The sequence below is a fragment of the Tepidanaerobacter sp. EBM-38 genome (assembly GCA_001896545.1).
Taxonomy (GTDB): Bacteria; Bacillota; Thermosediminibacteria; order Thermosediminibacterales; family Tepidanaerobacteraceae; genus Tepidanaerobacter.
Genome location: MPOT01000027.1, coordinates 1 through 15,272, shown reverse-complemented (window position 1 = coordinate 15,272; position 15,272 = coordinate 1). Strand labels below are relative to the sequence as shown.

Sequence of the window (15,272 nt, the reverse complement as noted above, 5' to 3'; positions counted from 1 at the left end):
TCAATCTTCCTTTTTTGTCATTCTTATGATCTTCCTCAAATTTTGCGGGTCTACATAAACATCTTCTGTCATCGGTGATTTACCAATGTCTACCGAAATCACTTCCTTATCCAAAAGTGCCTTGAATAGTCTAAGTCTTTGGTCAGAACCTAGCAGAATAACCACATCATACTGTCTTACTTGATATATAAGGCCCATAACCTCATTTAAAAGTTCGATGCCGCTTTTTTCATAAACAAAATCCCAGCGCTCTTTATCAGTCATCAGCAGTGAAAAGTCTACACCTTCCTGAAATGCTAGCTGCTTAAGTTCTTCAGTATTTTTTAAAGGAAACCCGACTATTGCTATGGTTTTACCTTTTCTGATTTCACCCAGGCTTTCCAAGCGGGATAGGAAGGTCCTGTCAGTATTAAACTTTTTGGCAACCTCAGCTTGAGAAACCCCTTGCTGCCTTAAATCCAGCATTTCTTGTATAATATTCTCTATACGCGATACACTGATAAGCTTATCTCCAATTCTTATGAGATCCACAGCAGCACCTCCTTGTGCACATTTTTGTGCTCATACTATTTTATACCATGTCATACAAAAAATCAAGAGTGCTTAACCTTAAAAAAGGTTAAGCACTCTTGATTAGTAACTATTCAGAGGTCTGTCATTTTGTTATATACTGCGTTCAGGATGACAAGTCGTTTTCAACCTCTGAATAGTAACCTTGACTATAATATTCTGAGATTATTTAAAAAAAATTAATTCCACGGATTCGCTGGAAATTTCATTATCACTCGTTTTAAGACCTTCAATTCCTCCGGTGTATCATCATGAAACATACCCTTCTTTAAGGCTTGAAGTTGCCTTAAACCCTTACGCGAACTTATATCCATATCCTTTGTCAACCTAGAAACAGTCTTTTTTCTAGCTTTGGATAGAGAATTTAAAATGTCTTCGCCACTTTCTATTTGGTTTTGAAACTCCTCGGAAAGATAGTATGAAGCCATTTGTGTCAATGGATTTCCACAAAATCCGCTTTTTGTTACACCAAAAACTTCAGGAAGTTTTTTAGCAATTCCGATTTCTACAGACCACTTCAACTCTTCCGTTTCCTTCTCCATACATTCCCTTAGGGTTTTTGGTGTGCACATGGCATAGTTTTTAAGTGAACGGATTATGGCATGTTCTACTGTGTGTGCCTTTTCGGGTTCTATCTCACTACCCAAATATCCCACAATAGCCACATCTTTACCCGTTTCCAATTCAAAACCGTATATTGTAATCTCAATATCCTTTCGATTTGAACCAAAAGTCGTATATCCTCCCGTAGGATGCCATCCGGCCCCGCAGATTATAGGATAACCCAAAGATCGCAATTCATATATATCTATTTTCTCAATATCCAAGGCAAAAAGGCCTTCATTGGAAAGAGAAAATTTCCTTGCTTTACATCTTTCTCGGCCGATTACCCGTGCAAAAAGAGCTGTAGCGTCACTACCCTGAGGAACTTTATCCACCCACATATCTTCAATTCTAACTAAAACTCCTACGGGATATAAGCTCTTGTCATCGGAAGAAAGGGGAAATAAGAAAATGTCATTTCCAACACCGGTTTTTACTAACATATTGGCAAAAAATGAGTCGAGAAACACTCCTTGAAGTACACCTCCATCAGGGCGCGGCAGTACTCCGTTTACAATTGGTATTGCATAAGTGTCCATAAAGCAAACCTCCTTTCGCAAGTTCCTCCTAACATGTTCTAATAACCAGTCTGCTTCAGTCTATAAAAATAATTATTCAGTATTTCCTCGATACTGCCAACATCCTTGCACTGCTGCAAAGCATTTTTAACAGGAGCAGAATGTGGTAATCCTTTTATATACCATGCCAAATGTTTACGCATTTCCAATATCCCCAAATGCTCTCCGTGATAGGATATAGCCTTATCTAAATGAAGTAACATTATTTCAAGCCTTTCTTTCAAAGTAGGAGCTGCAGCTTTTTTCCCTGTTTTTAAAAAATACTTTACTTCTCTAAAAATCCAAGGATTACCTAGTGCACCTCGGCCTATCATTATACCATCACAACCTGTTTTTTTAAGCATTTCAACCGCATCTTCGGAAGTAAAAACATCCCCATTACCTACTACCGCGATATCTACCGCATCTTTAACACTTTTTATTATATCCCAATCAGCTTTTCCGGAATAAAACATCTCCCTGGTTCTGCCGTGAATTATAATCATAGATGCCCCGCTGTCTTCAGCCGCAGATGAAAACTCAACAGCATTAATACTGTCCTTATCCCAGCCCTTCCTAATTTTTACAGATACCGGCTTTCGAGAAGCTCTGGCAGTCACTTTTATTATGCTTGATGCCAGCTTTACATCCTTCATTAAAGCACATCCGTCACCATTTTTGACTATTTTAGGAGTGGGACAGCCCATATTTATGTTTATAAAATCAAACGGCAGGTCATCAATCTTTTTTACCGATTCTTCAAAATCCTTCGGAGCATTGCCAAACAGTTGAACTCCTATAGGATTTTCATCGGGATTTACCTGCAGCAATTTTGCAGTTTTATTATCATTATATACAAGTCCTCGCGTGCTTATCATTTCTGTCATTAATACATCAGCGCCCATTTGCTTGCATATAGTCCTAAAAGGCATATCCGTAATACCGGCCATAGGTGCAAGATATAATGGAATTTCTTGAAAGGGTTTTTGCAATATATAAACCTCCGGTGTTATAAAAGTTAAGGGAAAACCAAAGTTTTCCCTTAACTTCTAGCTAACATTTTTTTCATAAATCAGCTTCAAGCCATCCAGTGTAAGCATCATATCTACTGTATCTATATTTTTGGTTGTGCTGCATATAAGAGGTGCCAGACCCCCGGTAGCCACTGTAAATACATGACCGTCGCCCATTTCTTCCTTCATCTTCTCAACAATATTTTCTACCAATCCTACATATCCATTATAGATACCGGATTGTATGCTAGTTGCTGTATTTTTACCTATCACTTTTTCCGGTTTTGCAATTTCTACTCTGTATAATTTAGCGGCAGTCTTAAACAGTGCCTCGGAAGATATCCCAATTCCCGGAGCAATAGCACCACCTAAATAGTCGCACTCAGCTGTCAATGCATCAAAGGTAGTAGCAGTGCCAAAATCTACGATTATAACAGGACCGCCGTATTTGTGAAAAGCAGCCGCTGCATTGACTATACGATCAGCTCCGACTTCTTTAGGATTTTCATATTTTATGTTTATTCCACTTTTAATGCCAGGTCCGACTACTATCGGTGTAAAATAAAAATACTTTTTACACATTTTTTCTAAAACTATTGTCAAGGACGGAACAACTGAGGAAATAATTCCTCCCTCAATGCTTGCAGGATTTATGTCTCTAAAACCCAGTAGTGAATTAAATACAAGACTGTATTCATCCTCAGTATATTCGTGATGTGTTGCTATTCTATATGATGCTTTTAAATTTTCATTCTCGTAAATGCCAAAAACCATATTTGTATTTCCTACATCAATTGCAAGTATCATGAATTCACCTTCTGCTTTTTCGCAAAGCTCTGGAAATAGTAACGGTGATAGCAACAGCGATTATCATCTCGGGTATACCATGTGTGAATACTACCATCCATGCTGCTGCTGCCGGCATATATCCTCGCAGAACAGCAAGACTCATAACACCCGCCGTATTAGTCAAAGTACCACACGCTGCTGCCAACGCCTCACTACGTGTTAGACGGTATACGCCATAAGTCACTATGCCAATAAGTATCCTAGGGCCGATTGCTATAAGCGGGTCAGCAAAAAGAGCACTGCCTGCTCTCAAAAGACTGTAAAGGCCAAAAATTAAACCCGTAAGGGTTCCTACCATTGGTCCTTCCAAGATGGCACCTAGAATTGCCGGCACGTGCATAATGGTAGCATGACCTGCTGCGGTTGGAACTGGGATAAAGCCCAGCGGAGTCATTCCAAGCACAATGGATAAGGCTCCCAAAAGTCCTGATACCGTCAGAGTTCGCGTGTACCGACGATTGACCGTTAACTCTGTCTTCATTTTTTCACCTCCGTTCCAGCTCCTATATAGGATGCCGGACGTTTTTATGTTTCGTTCATTTTTATTTTACCAATACATTAAATAAAAAGCAATACTGAGTATTATCAATTTCAAGTTCCAACATATAGTCAATGTTTCCTGACTAATTCACATTGCTTTATGAAATTACCCAATTATCCTAAAAGCAGCTTTGCTCCCAATGCCAAAAAACCAACACCTAAAAGCTTTAACCAAGTCATCGGCACCTTTTCCAGACCGAATAAACCGAAGTGGTCCAAGAGGCATGCAGCAAGCACTTGACCTACGATAATAGATGTGGTGGCTACAGCCGCACCCAATTTAGCAATGCTTATAACTACGCCGTAAGTAATCATGACACCTATAAGGCCTCCGGCATAGTAGTACCATGGAACTTTTGTATAATTAGCCCAATTTCCGTTTCCCAAACCTAATAGTAATATAATGAACATAACCAGTGTGGCACTCAGGTGAACTATGAAGGTAGACTCAGATAAACCGATCACTTTACTTACCGCTGAGTTCATACTGCCTTGGCCGGCCATGGCAACACCTGCCAAAAATGCCGCAATAAGAAATAATATATCTCCTGCATCTATGTACAATAGCATCACCCCTGATTTATGCTCCCACATCACATTTAAAATTATACTTTAAACTAAAAATCTTAAATGACCGTGTACAGCAAAAAGAAGCTATGGCTATGCCATAGCTTCTTAACATTTGCGATTTTAGATTATACACTTGCAAATACTTCCAAGAATTCTTCTTCTTTGAGCTTTTCATTTTCAAGTAAGGCTTGAGCAACCTTATGAAGTTTATTGATATTTTCAGATAAAATCATTCTTGCACTATCATAACAGCTTACAATAATGTTCTTAACTTCCTTATCTATGGAAGCTGCGACTTCCTCACTGTAATTTCGGCCTTGAGCTAAATCCCTTCCCAGGAAAACTTCTTCTTGCTTATGGCCCAAAGTCATAGGCCCAATATTCTCGCTCATACCAAATTCCATTACCATCTTTCTGGCAATCTGAGTTGCTCGCTCCAAATCATTCTGTGCACCGGTACTTATTTCGTTGAGCACTAATTCTTCGGAAACCCTGCCGCCAAGCAAATGCGTTATCTGATCCATCAATTCACTTTTACCCATAAAGAAGCGATCCTCTTTTGGTAAAATCATAGTATATCCGCCAGCCCTGCCGCGGGGTACAATAGACACCTCATGGACTGGATCAACTGTTGGCAACAAATGTGCCACTACGGCATGCCCTGCTTCATGGTAAGCTACCAGCCTGCGCTCACGTTCAGTCATGACACGGCTCTTCTTTTCAGGGCCGGCAATAACTCTGGTAATTGCCTCTTCCAGCTCCGGCATTTCTATCTTTTTCTTATTTCGCCGTGCTGAAAGAAGTGCCGCCTCGTTGACCAAGTTTTCTAAATCGGCCCCGGTAAACCCTGGTGTCCTTCGGGCAAGTACCGACAGATCTACATCTTCTGCCAACGGCTTGTTCCTTGAATGCACTTTCAGTATTTCTTCTCTGCCCTTTACATCAGGACGATCCACTACTACTTCTCTATCGAATCTGCCAGGCCTAAGCAGTGCCGGATCTAAGATATCAGGCCTGTTAGTTGCTGCTAAAATAATTATACCTTCATTTATACCAAAACCATCCATCTCAACCAATAATTGATTTAATGTTTGTTCTCTTTCATCATGTCCTCCACCAAGCCCTGCACCCCTGTGGCGGCCAACGGCATCTATCTCATCGATAAACACAATACATGGTGAATTTTTTTTAGCCTGTTCGAACAAATCCCTAACTCTTGCAGCTCCTACACCTACAAACATTTCTACAAAATCTGAACCGCTTATGCTAAAGAATGGAACACCTGCTTCTCCAGCAACTGCCCTTGCTAAAAGCGTTTTTCCTGTTCCCGGAGGCCCTACCAGCAAAACCCCCTTGGGAATACGTGCTCCGATTTCTATAAACTTCTTCGGATGCTTTAAAAATTCCACTACCTCTTCTAGTTCTTCTTTTGCCTCATCAACCCCTGCAACATCTTTAAAGGTTACTCTTCTTTTATCATCAGTATGAAGTTTAGCCTTGCTCTTACCGAAAGACATCACTCGGCCGCCTCCGCCTTGGCTCTGCTGCATTAAGAAATACCATGCACCTACTATAAATACCATCAGTAAAATCGGCGATAAAATCTGTGTCCACCAAGGAGTGGTAGGTTTAGGTTCTGAATCAACTACTAATTCACCTTTTCTTGCAGGTTGATCTATTTTAGCCATAAAAGTAGTCAGATCCGGGACATAGCTTACAAAATTTTGACCATCTTTTAAAGTGCCTTTAATGTTGTTTTCAACTATAACAATTTTTTCAACCTCTTTATTGTCAATTCGCTGAAGTAATTCTGAATATCCCAGTCTAATCTGAGCTGCTTCCTGGTTAGAATACCATTGTACCACTGACAAGACCAGAATAATAATTAGCAAGTAAAAGCTTATGCTCTTGAAAAAGTTGTTCAATAATTCTCCTCCTTCCCGGATTTAGTTATCCCACGATATTTTACCACACACAAAACATTTTTACAATTAAACAAAATCTTATATACACCTCTCGATTTATTGTTAATCCTGATAAATCTCCGGTTTTAATACGCAAACATCGCACAAATTTCGGTATTTCCCAGCATAATCAAGGCCATATCCAACAACAAAATAATCGGGAATTTCAAATCCCAGATAATCTACATCTAACTCTACTTTTCTGCGGCTTGGCTTATCAAGTAATGCACAAATTTTAATACTGGCAGGCTTGCGAGATTTTAATATGTTATACATATAACTGAGAGTCAAACCGGAATCGATTATATCCTCAATTATTAAAACATCCTTACCTTCCACAGATTCATCAAGATCCTTTAAAATTCTTACAACGCCCGATGACTCCGTAGAAGTGCCATAACTTGATACGGCCATGAAATCAATCTGCAGTGGAAGATTGACACATCGAATCAAATCAGACATAAATACCACAGCACCTTTAAGCACGCCTACCATAAGGAAATTATCACTGTTTTTATAGTCGCTGCTAATTTTTTTTCCTAACTGCTCTACTTTCTCTCTAAGCTGTTTTTCAGTTATTAAAACCCTCTCTATGTCATTATTTAACAATATTATCCTCCTGTCTATATATGATTTACATTACTGCAAAAACTTCAACAAAAATGCCTTAAGTTAATTAAAGTTAATTTTATCATAATGCCTTTAGCCAAGCAAGTGTTTGTTTTGGCAATTAAAATGAACGCTAAATGCAAGTTAAAATGAAACACTTTTATCTCTGTTAGTCTGTTAATATGTATTGCTTTCATACTTTATAAACTCTTCTACATCAGTCTATGTTCTTCTCCCCTAGGGGAGAAGTTTTTTTGCTAAATCTACAAAAAATAGCAGATATATTACTTAAGTCAAATATATCCGCCATTATTTATAAAAATAAGCTTTTAAATAAAACACTATTCCTGAACAAGTCACACTGTAGTTGACTATGGATTTAGAAAAGAAGTCGCTCAAGGGAATTAATATATATTTGTTATTTTAGATCAATAGTTGTCAGCAAAACTTTCAGCTTTACCGCATCATTAAAATTGCTCGGTTTGAGTCCGGTCAGCCTCTTTATTTCATCAAGCCTGCTACTAACAGTATTCCTGGTAACTTTCAATTCTTCAGCAGTCTTGGAGATATTTAAATCGGATGCAAAATATACCCTTAATGTTTTAACCAGCCTTATATCATCCAAGAAATCTGCTGCACCATGTTTTGATAATACCTGGCTTTTATATGTTTGAATGGTTTCTTCTGATATATTTGCCAGCATCATCTCAAGCGCCATATCAAAGGCAAAAACAAATTCTGGCAATTTATTGTTTGCAGATGCTTTATCTTGAATTTGTATGGCCTTTACAGCCTCTTTATAAGACTTTCGCAGCCCGGTAAGTTCCGGATAATAAGAGCCCACTCCGATGCAAAAATTGACTGAGTATTTTTTAAGTCTTTCCTGAAAAACTTCTGCGATTTCCCTTAATTGATTTTTTATAGTATCAATATTAATCTTCTTAGGTGCAAAAAGTATGATATAGTTATCGCTGCCGTTATGACTTATCATGTGCTGTGGATCGTTATAGACGCTCTTTATGCAATCAAGTATTTTCTCCTGTCTTTCTTGTACAATCAAATCCAAACTGTGCTTTACGTTTTTTAAATGTGTTTTCTTGAGAAGATCTTCTTTGTTTTTATTGTCATCAAAATCATATATTTTTACCACAAGAGCTATTCTAGGAAGAGACATATCATATCCCAGCACTTCGCCCTTTGCAAAAAACATGTTGTCATCTTGGATGTTGCCGTTTATGATATCATGGATGTAAAGTTCTTTTGCATTCTGTTCCATACGCAGCTGCTCTGATAGGAAAAACTGTTTTAGCATGGTTTCAACAGAAATTTTCAGCAGCTGGCCAAACGGCCTTACTTCATCCGGTTCTCCAGTAATTCCGACAACACCTGCTATTTTATCATTCAAATATATGGGGAGATTAACTCCCGGTTTTGCCCCTTCCAGCTTTTCAGCTTGTTCGGAGGTTATCTCCATCCCTTTTCCCGTTTTTATAACTTCTGCCGCACCTTCATGAAATGTATCTATGCGGGATTTATCGCTGCTTCCCACAATTATGCCCAAACTGTTCATAATATTAATGTTTTTACCAAGGAGATCTTTGGTTTTTTCAACTATACTCTGAGCGTATTCATGGGTTATTTCCACCGTGTATTCCCCCTGCCATTACTACTTTATCTATTCGATATCTGGGCATTATAATCCTTTTTCTACATATCAAACCTTTCCATTTCTTTTTGTATTTCTGATATGCTATGCTCAATCTTCTTAAGCGCCTCTGCCTGGGCTGATGTGCTTTGAGCATTTTGATAAACACCACTGGCTATGTTTTGTATGGTTATTTTTATCTCATCTAATACGGTATTTATATCTTTTAGAGAATCCGCCGAATCAAATGACAATTTTCTTACTTCTTGAGCCACTATAGAAAAGCCACGTCCGTATTCGCCTGCCCTTGCAGCTTCTATAGCCGCATTAATCCCTAATAAATTAGTTTGATCTACTATGTGCTTAATTAGTGCTAAAACCTCATTTATATTATCAACTTTCAGTTCCACTTCTTTTGAAAGCTCCTCCATGTTTTTACCGGTTTCTGCTATTTTATCAGCTTCAAGCGAAACTTGGCTTACTGCCTCATACGCATTTTTTATTTTTTCTGCCATGTTATTTATTATTTCTCTCTCATGAGCAATTTCAATGTTTTTTCTTACTTCATCCGCAACAATAATTGCCGCCATTTTTTGAAGGGCCTCGACTCTCTCCGGATCTCCGGTTATACCTATACATCCTATTCTTCTTCCATCAAGTTCAATTGGGCCGTTATAACCCGGCATAACACCTTCCATTTTCTCAGCATCTTCTTCTGTAATAGATACAAAATCCGCCTCCATATTCATTATTTTTCTTGCACCTTCATGCACAGTACCTAGTCGATGTTTTTGCCTAGTAGCAATTATGATTCCTTTATCATCCATTACATTAACATTATTCCCAGTAAGAGAAGATATGATATCTACTATCCTGTTTGCAAGTTCTGTCGAAATTTTAAATCGGTCCTCCATTACTTCTTCACCTCGCATACACTTATAATATCGGTTTTTTAAATATCTTAAATTGTTTTAGATTTAAAACAAGCATTATAATTGTGTCTTTATAACCCCCAACCAGCTTTGAGAAAATCTTTGTATATGATAGTATAAAAACACAGGCTGGCTTAAATGGCAAGAAAACAATATACATAAGAATTTAAAAGGCAAATAATTAAAGAATGTCAGCCTTAATAATTGATTACCATTGGGGCTATCTTTTCTATCAAAAGATGCAATAAGATTACTTAAAATTTGCTAGCAAAAAAGATTCGCAAAAGGTTATGATACTTACTCAAATAAGGACGGATAACGGTCCGCAATTTACTTTTAATCTTTTTTGAAAAAACAGTAAAGGAATTAGGCGTCATATATGAGAGAATTCCCGTAAAAACTTAAACTATGAATGCTAATAGAAAATTTTCATTCAATTCTAGAGGGTGAGTGTTGCAGTCAAAACGAGTTTCAAAGTTTTATGAATATCTATTTCATAGTAACGGGATACATAAAATACTATAATGAGCGCAGGAGGTAAAATTCATGTTACCACATGAGTTTTATAAGGCTTTTATAGATGATAGAGTTAATCAGGTCAAACCTTTTACAGCATGATCTTTAACTTTGAGCTAATTACTAAAATTAATGCAAGAGTATGATTTTATAAGAAATACAAAGATATTCTCCGGAGATAAGGGACAAGACCGGTTGTGGCAAGTAAGCCATCTGCATAATTGCAGATGGCTTACTTGTTATTACTTTTTTTGCGACGTTTCTATGATTATTTAACATATGCTAATTGACTTTCGAACTACATTCCTAAATAAACATCAAAACTTTAATAACCACTTTAAATAGTTGTTCTTAAATAAAAACAAAATTAAACTTTTTCTGTCTCAGAAAGCAATTGTCGCCGCAAAACGAATTTACTTAAATGAGTTATGGGCGGAATATTACTTTTATTGCTGCATCATCTTTATCTGCTAGTTCAAATCCAGCTTTAATATCATCAAGCTTAAATTGGTGAGTAATAAGAGATTTAATATCTATAAGCCCAAGTTGCACGGGTTTTAAGGCATCAAATGTCCAAACATATCTATGATGCCACGTGTGATGCACGAGGCATGTATTAATAAACTCTATTCCATCATCATGCCACCTACTTATATTTAAAGTTACAGGCTGTGTAACCCAACTGTAGAATACAAATTTGCCATTGTGTTTAATTATATTGCTTGCCATATTGAGGGATTCTTGAGTTCCTGCAGCTTCTATAACTACATCCGCACCTACGCCCTTTGTAATTTCGTATATAATGTCTCTAACGTTTTCTCTTTCTGAGTTTAATATAATATCAGCTCCAAGTTTTTTAGCTAGCTGAAGCTTACCATCCAGAACATCTACAACAACAACTCTAAAGGCACCTTTTTTCTTTACGCACTGAGCAATAATCTGACCAGCAAACCCTCCACCCATTATTACTACAGTATCACCTAGCTGAGCACCACTATTAAGCCCCGAATGCATTGCACAAGCTACTGGTTCACCAAGGCTTGCAATGTCTAAATCTAGTCCATCTGGGACAGGCTGAAGTTGCCATGTCTTTGATTTAAAATATTCAGCATAATTATTATTCCAACCAAACGCCATAACTTTATCTCCAGCTTTGTAATTTGAAACCTTGCTCCCAACCTCAACTATTACACCACCACTTTCATGACCCAGCTCAAATGGATATTTCGGATCTTGTCTAAACTCAGAAGTTTTGGGTGGCATTAAGCCTCTATACATATTTTTGTCCGAACCACATATGCCGATTAAATGATTTTTTACTATGACTTCATCTTCTCCGCAAACTAATTCTTTTTCAACTAGTTCAATATCATAAGGTCCTTTTAACAGGGCAGCTTTTGTTATAATACTCATATTGTATTCTTCCTCGTATGTATATTTAGGTTAATAAAGGCAACCTATAATCCTTTTTAATTATATATACAAAGTTACTCAACTTTCCCACCCGCTGATTGTAGCTAGAACCTTGGAAAATCTATATGTTAATGTATACAATAACAATTTTTGCGTCAAAGGATGTTGTACAGCATTCGAAAATATATCCATAATCATCTTAGCCATTTCCTAGTTAAGCAAATGCAACTTCTTATTAAGAACTTAGTGAAACACATCAACCAAAATCATCAACAACTGAGAAAACTTTATGTCTGCTAATTCTTTTTTAAGATAGAAAAAGAGAGCACTTGTAGTTCTATCATCTGTTGCATTTCTTGCTCCCATAGATACGAACGACTTCTTCATCACTCACGGAAATATCAGCTAGAGAAGAAGAGGCCAATATCCGAACTACGGTCTTTCATAAAAACAATTTTGGTGGCATCGATAAATTTATCAGTAGTGGAGGCCTTATCCTCCTAAGTTTGACACATACTAACCCGAGAATGTCTTTCATATCGGAGGACTTTTTACTCTTTTGATAGATGCTCTTGACATTTTTGCATTTTCTTTGGGATTGATAATGGTTCCTTTAACATCACGATTTTCTCTGGTCAGCCTATCAATGGATAAAATTAGATACGTCATTATCAACTTAAGCAATTCTTCCCTTTTAAAGCAACTATCATTAAGGAAATAATAAGCATTACTTTTATTAAAAACCAAGTATTCGATCTTCATGGACAAGTTTCAATAAAGATTTCTGCTTTTAAAAACGAGAGAAAACATGTTTTTGAGATGCAACGTATGTCACTCAAGATATTTTCTAAAAATTGCATTTTATCATGATTTTTGACAAGTCCAATCTTTTAAGAAAATAATCAATTCGAGGCTCAAGTAACTTAGCCATTATTTTGTAAATTTGATATACTAGTCATAGGGAATTTACTTAGTGCCTGGTATTATTGGATTTTAGTCACTTCAATTTACCATTACATGGGGAAGGTTTCCTGTTGTTTTAATGTATATTTTTACATGAATTTTCAAAAGTTAAAGCCTATTTCATGTGTGGAAAAGTTGAGTAGCTAATTATAATTGTTTTTTGATTACATAAAACCAATTTATTAAAATATAAAATCAAAGGTTACATTTTTGCAATCTACTCTTTAGATTGTTCTCACCAACATAAGTAGTGTAGTATGGACTTATATTTTTTATAGAATATATTTCAAAGTCCTTTTTGAAATTATTAAATTAAACCTATTAATTGAAGTATGATAGTTACTAGAGCTCCAACAAAACCCGCAACTGTCGAAAATCCACCAATAGAAATAATGCCTTGAGTTAGTGTCATATTTGACATTGAAGTTGTTACCCAAAAACCAGAACTATTGGAATGTTTAAACATCAGTGCGCCTGTTCCACTGGCAAGAAAAGCTGCAAGTGGTGAAATATCCAAAATTTCTAACATAGGTTGAACGAGGGCTGCAGTTGTCATGACACCGAGAGTATTGGAACCAGTTATAACATGTATGATAGCTGCCATTAAAATAGGTATAAGAATGCCAGGTATAGCTGTATTTGCAATTGCCTCCGCAATTTGTTCTGCTACCTTAGCGTTTTTTATAAATATAGCAAGCGATCCACCAAGGCCAGTAACAATTATCGGCATCGCTGCAGTTCTAATTGATTCTTCTACCCAATCATTAAGAACTTTTTTTGTTTTCCATTCTGGTCCTATGAGAATTGTAGATGTAAAACAAGCAATAAGCAACGCTGTAAGTGGATCACCAATAAACGAAAATATATTAGCAACTATAGATTTTTCAAAATACGTATTGAAAAAAGTGTTAAGCATTATTAAGACAATTGGAACAATAATTGGTATTAGCGATTTTGTTGTAGACGGAAGTACAGCATTATCAGCGTTTTTTGCAGCTATAAGATACTCTTCTTTGGGCTGAACTGGTATTTTTAGCCTTTCTAGATATAAAACACCAGCAATAATAGATGGAACTGAAACAATAATACCCCATATAATTGCATCACTAATTGGTAAGCCAAGTAATGCCGCTGCTGCGACCGGACCAGGTGTAGGTGGAACAAGGGAATGAGTTACTAACGCCCCCAGATACAATGCACCACCATAGGAAATCATAGATTTGCCTGTTTCTACCGCAAGTACTGATACAATTGGTATAAGTAGTATAACAACTGAGTCAGCAAATACAGGAATTCCTAATATAGCTGAACTTACTGCTATAGCCCAAATAACATTTTTTGTACCAAACATTCTAACAGTAGACTTTGTTATGCTCACTGCAGCATTTGTTTGCTCCAATACTTTACCTAGAATGCAACCCAGAAAAATTATAATAGCTATACTCTCTATTGTATTTGCAAAACCTTTATTGATTGTTCCCGCAATCTCTTCAAGAGGTGTGCCAATTACAATACCAAGTATTATGACAGAAAGCAAAATACCCATCGCAGGATGAACTTTGAATTTAGAAATCAAAACTATCATCAAAACAATTGATGCTGCAAATGCAGTAAGTATATACGCTGTATACATTAAACTTACCCCCTAACATTATTTGTAGATTTTCGGAAACTCAGTTTCCTTTATTATCAAGCCCTCTCAAGAGGACTATTATTTTTTTACCTCCATTTTTACCTTCCTCAAAAAAAGCTGATATCAAAGATATATTGAGACATTAAGAGTATTTATATATTGTTGCAAATAACTGCTTGTAATCATACTTGACTTTTTCAGAGCGCCACCACAATTGAAGTAGATGGTATTGGATCGGCTACAATTAACTAGACAGAAATTTTAAGGGCATATATGATAATATTAACAAGGAAAGGATGATGGTTTTGATATCTGGGCTGAGGTTTTGGGAAAAGCTTTAGCAGCTTAGAATTTAGAATCCAATAAGTTAAAAAGGTTATGGTTTATTATCTTTTTGTTGGGTTTGTTAGTTTTTTACAGGGAATTATTAACTGCCTCCGAAATTACTCATTTTTAAATTACTTATAATAATAACAACCGAAATAAATTCTCTGATGTCTTATATAGTAATTCTTCCCCCCTTTCCATTGCTTCCTTAAGGTCCATTGGTTTATTTAATATGCTGAACATTGCTGAAATTCCATATTCGTATAATTGCTCATGCCCTTCGAGGAGCGAACCTGAAACACATACAACAGGCTTATTATATTTTCTTGCGACCTGACCTACCCCAAAGGGAACTTTGCCAAATTTTGTTTGATAGTCGGTAGAACCTTCACCTGTAAAAATAATATCTGCATCTTTTACTTTTTCCTTAAAATTTGAAAGCTCCATTACAATTTCTATCCCCGGTCTCAGTTGTGCATCTAAAAACGCCATCAAAGCTGCTCCCAAGCCCCCTGCAGCTCCTGCTCCCGGCAAGTCTTTTATATCCTTGCCAAGATCTCTTTTTATT

General features: G+C 36.7%; 16 protein-coding genes. 1 reads left to right on the top strand and 15 read right to left on the bottom strand.

Translation table 11 applies throughout. The features are described 5' to 3' along the window. The 10 genes from BUC45_RS02690 to BUC45_RS02645 form a co-directional block, all read right to left on the bottom strand. Positions 1-531 (bottom strand): transcriptional regulator, encoded by a 531-nt coding sequence (locus BUC45_RS02690; RefSeq protein WP_213975715.1) that lies wholly within the window; start codon positions 529-531, stop codon positions 1-3. Positions 532-749: 218 nt separating this feature from the next. Further along, positions 750-1,712: a hypothetical protein gene (locus BUC45_RS02685; protein ID WP_013779172.1), complete on the bottom strand. Its 963-nt coding sequence runs from the start codon at positions 1,710-1,712 to the stop codon at positions 750-752. Between the two features lie 38 nt (positions 1,713-1,750). Continuing rightward, positions 1,751-2,722 carry a tRNA dihydrouridine synthase DusB gene (dusB, locus tag BUC45_RS02680; RefSeq protein WP_296970109.1) on the bottom strand — a complete coding sequence of 324 codons (972 nt, stop codon included), beginning with the start codon at positions 2,720-2,722 and terminating at the stop codon, positions 1,751-1,753. Positions 2,723-2,779: 57 nt separating this feature from the next. Next, complete coding sequence (locus BUC45_RS02675; protein ID WP_013779174.1) at positions 2,780-3,550, bottom strand: type III pantothenate kinase; 771 nt, start codon at positions 3,548-3,550, stop codon at positions 2,780-2,782. Positions 3,551-3,554: 4 nt separating this feature from the next. Further along, on the bottom strand, positions 3,555-4,073 hold the full coding sequence (locus BUC45_RS02670) for an ECF transporter S component (RefSeq protein WP_013779175.1): 519 nt from the start codon (positions 4,071-4,073) through the stop codon (positions 3,555-3,557). A gap of 173 nt (positions 4,074-4,246) precedes the next feature. Continuing rightward, a complete protein-coding gene (locus tag BUC45_RS02665) occupies positions 4,247-4,702 on the bottom strand; it encodes a DMT family transporter (protein WP_296970244.1) in 456 nt (151 codons plus the stop codon). A gap of 125 nt (positions 4,703-4,827) precedes the next feature. Next, entirely contained in the window at positions 4,828-6,627 is a 1,800-nt protein-coding gene (ftsH, locus tag BUC45_RS02660; protein WP_296970107.1) for an ATP-dependent zinc metalloprotease FtsH, read from the bottom strand. 102 nt (positions 6,628-6,729) lie between these two features. Continuing rightward, entirely contained in the window at positions 6,730-7,275 is a 546-nt protein-coding gene (gene hpt / locus BUC45_RS02655; RefSeq protein ID WP_013779178.1) for a hypoxanthine phosphoribosyltransferase, read from the bottom strand. Between the two features lie 418 nt (positions 7,276-7,693). Continuing rightward, on the bottom strand, positions 7,694-8,920 hold the full coding sequence (locus tag BUC45_RS02650) for a sugar diacid recognition domain-containing protein (protein ID WP_296970105.1): 1,227 nt from the start codon (positions 8,918-8,920) through the stop codon (positions 7,694-7,696). Positions 8,921-8,982: 62 nt separating this feature from the next. Continuing rightward, entirely contained in the window at positions 8,983-9,852 is an 870-nt protein-coding gene (locus BUC45_RS02645) for a sugar diacid recognition domain-containing protein (RefSeq protein WP_296970103.1), read from the bottom strand. Positions 9,853-10,264: 412 nt separating this feature from the next. Between BUC45_RS02645 and BUC45_RS11975 the strand changes: the two genes are divergently transcribed. Next, entirely contained in the window at positions 10,265-10,393 is a 129-nt protein-coding gene (locus BUC45_RS11975; protein ID WP_366749571.1) for an IS3 family transposase, read from the top strand. A 401-nt stretch (positions 10,394-10,794) separates the two neighbouring features. Here BUC45_RS11975 and BUC45_RS02640 read toward each other — a convergent pair whose 3' ends face one another. The 5 genes from BUC45_RS02640 to BUC45_RS02620 all read right to left on the bottom strand — a co-directional run. After that, positions 10,795-11,781, bottom strand: a complete 987-nt coding sequence (locus BUC45_RS02640; RefSeq protein ID WP_296970102.1) for a zinc-binding dehydrogenase — start codon at positions 11,779-11,781, stop codon at positions 10,795-10,797. Positions 11,782-12,024: 243 nt separating this feature from the next. Then, the gene (locus tag BUC45_RS02635) at positions 12,025-12,171 is read right to left on the bottom strand and encodes a hypothetical protein (RefSeq protein WP_296970100.1); all 147 of its coding nucleotides are present in this window, start codon (positions 12,169-12,171) and stop codon (positions 12,025-12,027) included. 144 nt (positions 12,172-12,315) lie between these two features. Further along, entirely contained in the window at positions 12,316-12,450 is a 135-nt protein-coding gene (locus tag BUC45_RS02630; RefSeq protein WP_296970098.1) for a hypothetical protein, read from the bottom strand. A 601-nt stretch (positions 12,451-13,051) separates the two neighbouring features. Then, complete coding sequence (locus BUC45_RS02625; RefSeq protein WP_296970096.1) at positions 13,052-14,377, bottom strand: SLC13 family permease; 1,326 nt, start codon at positions 14,375-14,377, stop codon at positions 13,052-13,054. Positions 14,378-14,839: 462 nt separating this feature from the next. Continuing rightward, on the bottom strand, positions 14,840-15,272 hold a 433-nt coding region (locus BUC45_RS02620), incomplete at its 5' end, for a glycerate kinase (protein ID WP_296970093.1).

Coding starts and splice junctions, on each gene's coding strand:
- BUC45_RS02685 (WP_013779172.1), bottom strand. CDS start 1,712: ATGGACACTTATGCAATACCAATTGTAAACGGAGTACTGCCGCGCCCT.
- BUC45_RS02675 (WP_013779174.1), bottom strand. CDS start 3,550: ATGATACTTGCAATTGATGTAGGAAATACAAATATGGTTTTTGGCATT.
- BUC45_RS02640 (WP_296970102.1), bottom strand. CDS start 11,781: ATGAGTATTATAACAAAAGCTGCCCTGTTAAAAGGACCTTATGATATT.
- BUC45_RS02625 (WP_296970096.1), bottom strand. CDS start 14,377: ATGTATACAGCGTATATACTTACTGCATTTGCAGCATCAATTGTTTTG.
- BUC45_RS02630 (WP_296970098.1), bottom strand. CDS start 12,450: ATGACGTATCTAATTTTATCCATTGATAGGCTGACCAGAGAAAATCGT.
- BUC45_RS02665 (WP_296970244.1), bottom strand. CDS start 4,702: ATGCTATTGTACATAGATGCAGGAGATATATTATTTCTTATTGCGGCA.
- BUC45_RS11975 (WP_366749571.1), top strand. CDS start 10,265: ATGCTAATAGAAAATTTTCATTCAATTCTAGAGGGTGAGTGTTGCAGT.
- BUC45_RS02670 (WP_013779175.1), bottom strand. CDS start 4,073: ATGAAGACAGAGTTAACGGTCAATCGTCGGTACACGCGAACTCTGACG.
- BUC45_RS02645 (WP_296970103.1), bottom strand. CDS start 9,852: ATGCGAGGTGAAGAAGTAATGGAGGACCGATTTAAAATTTCGACAGAA.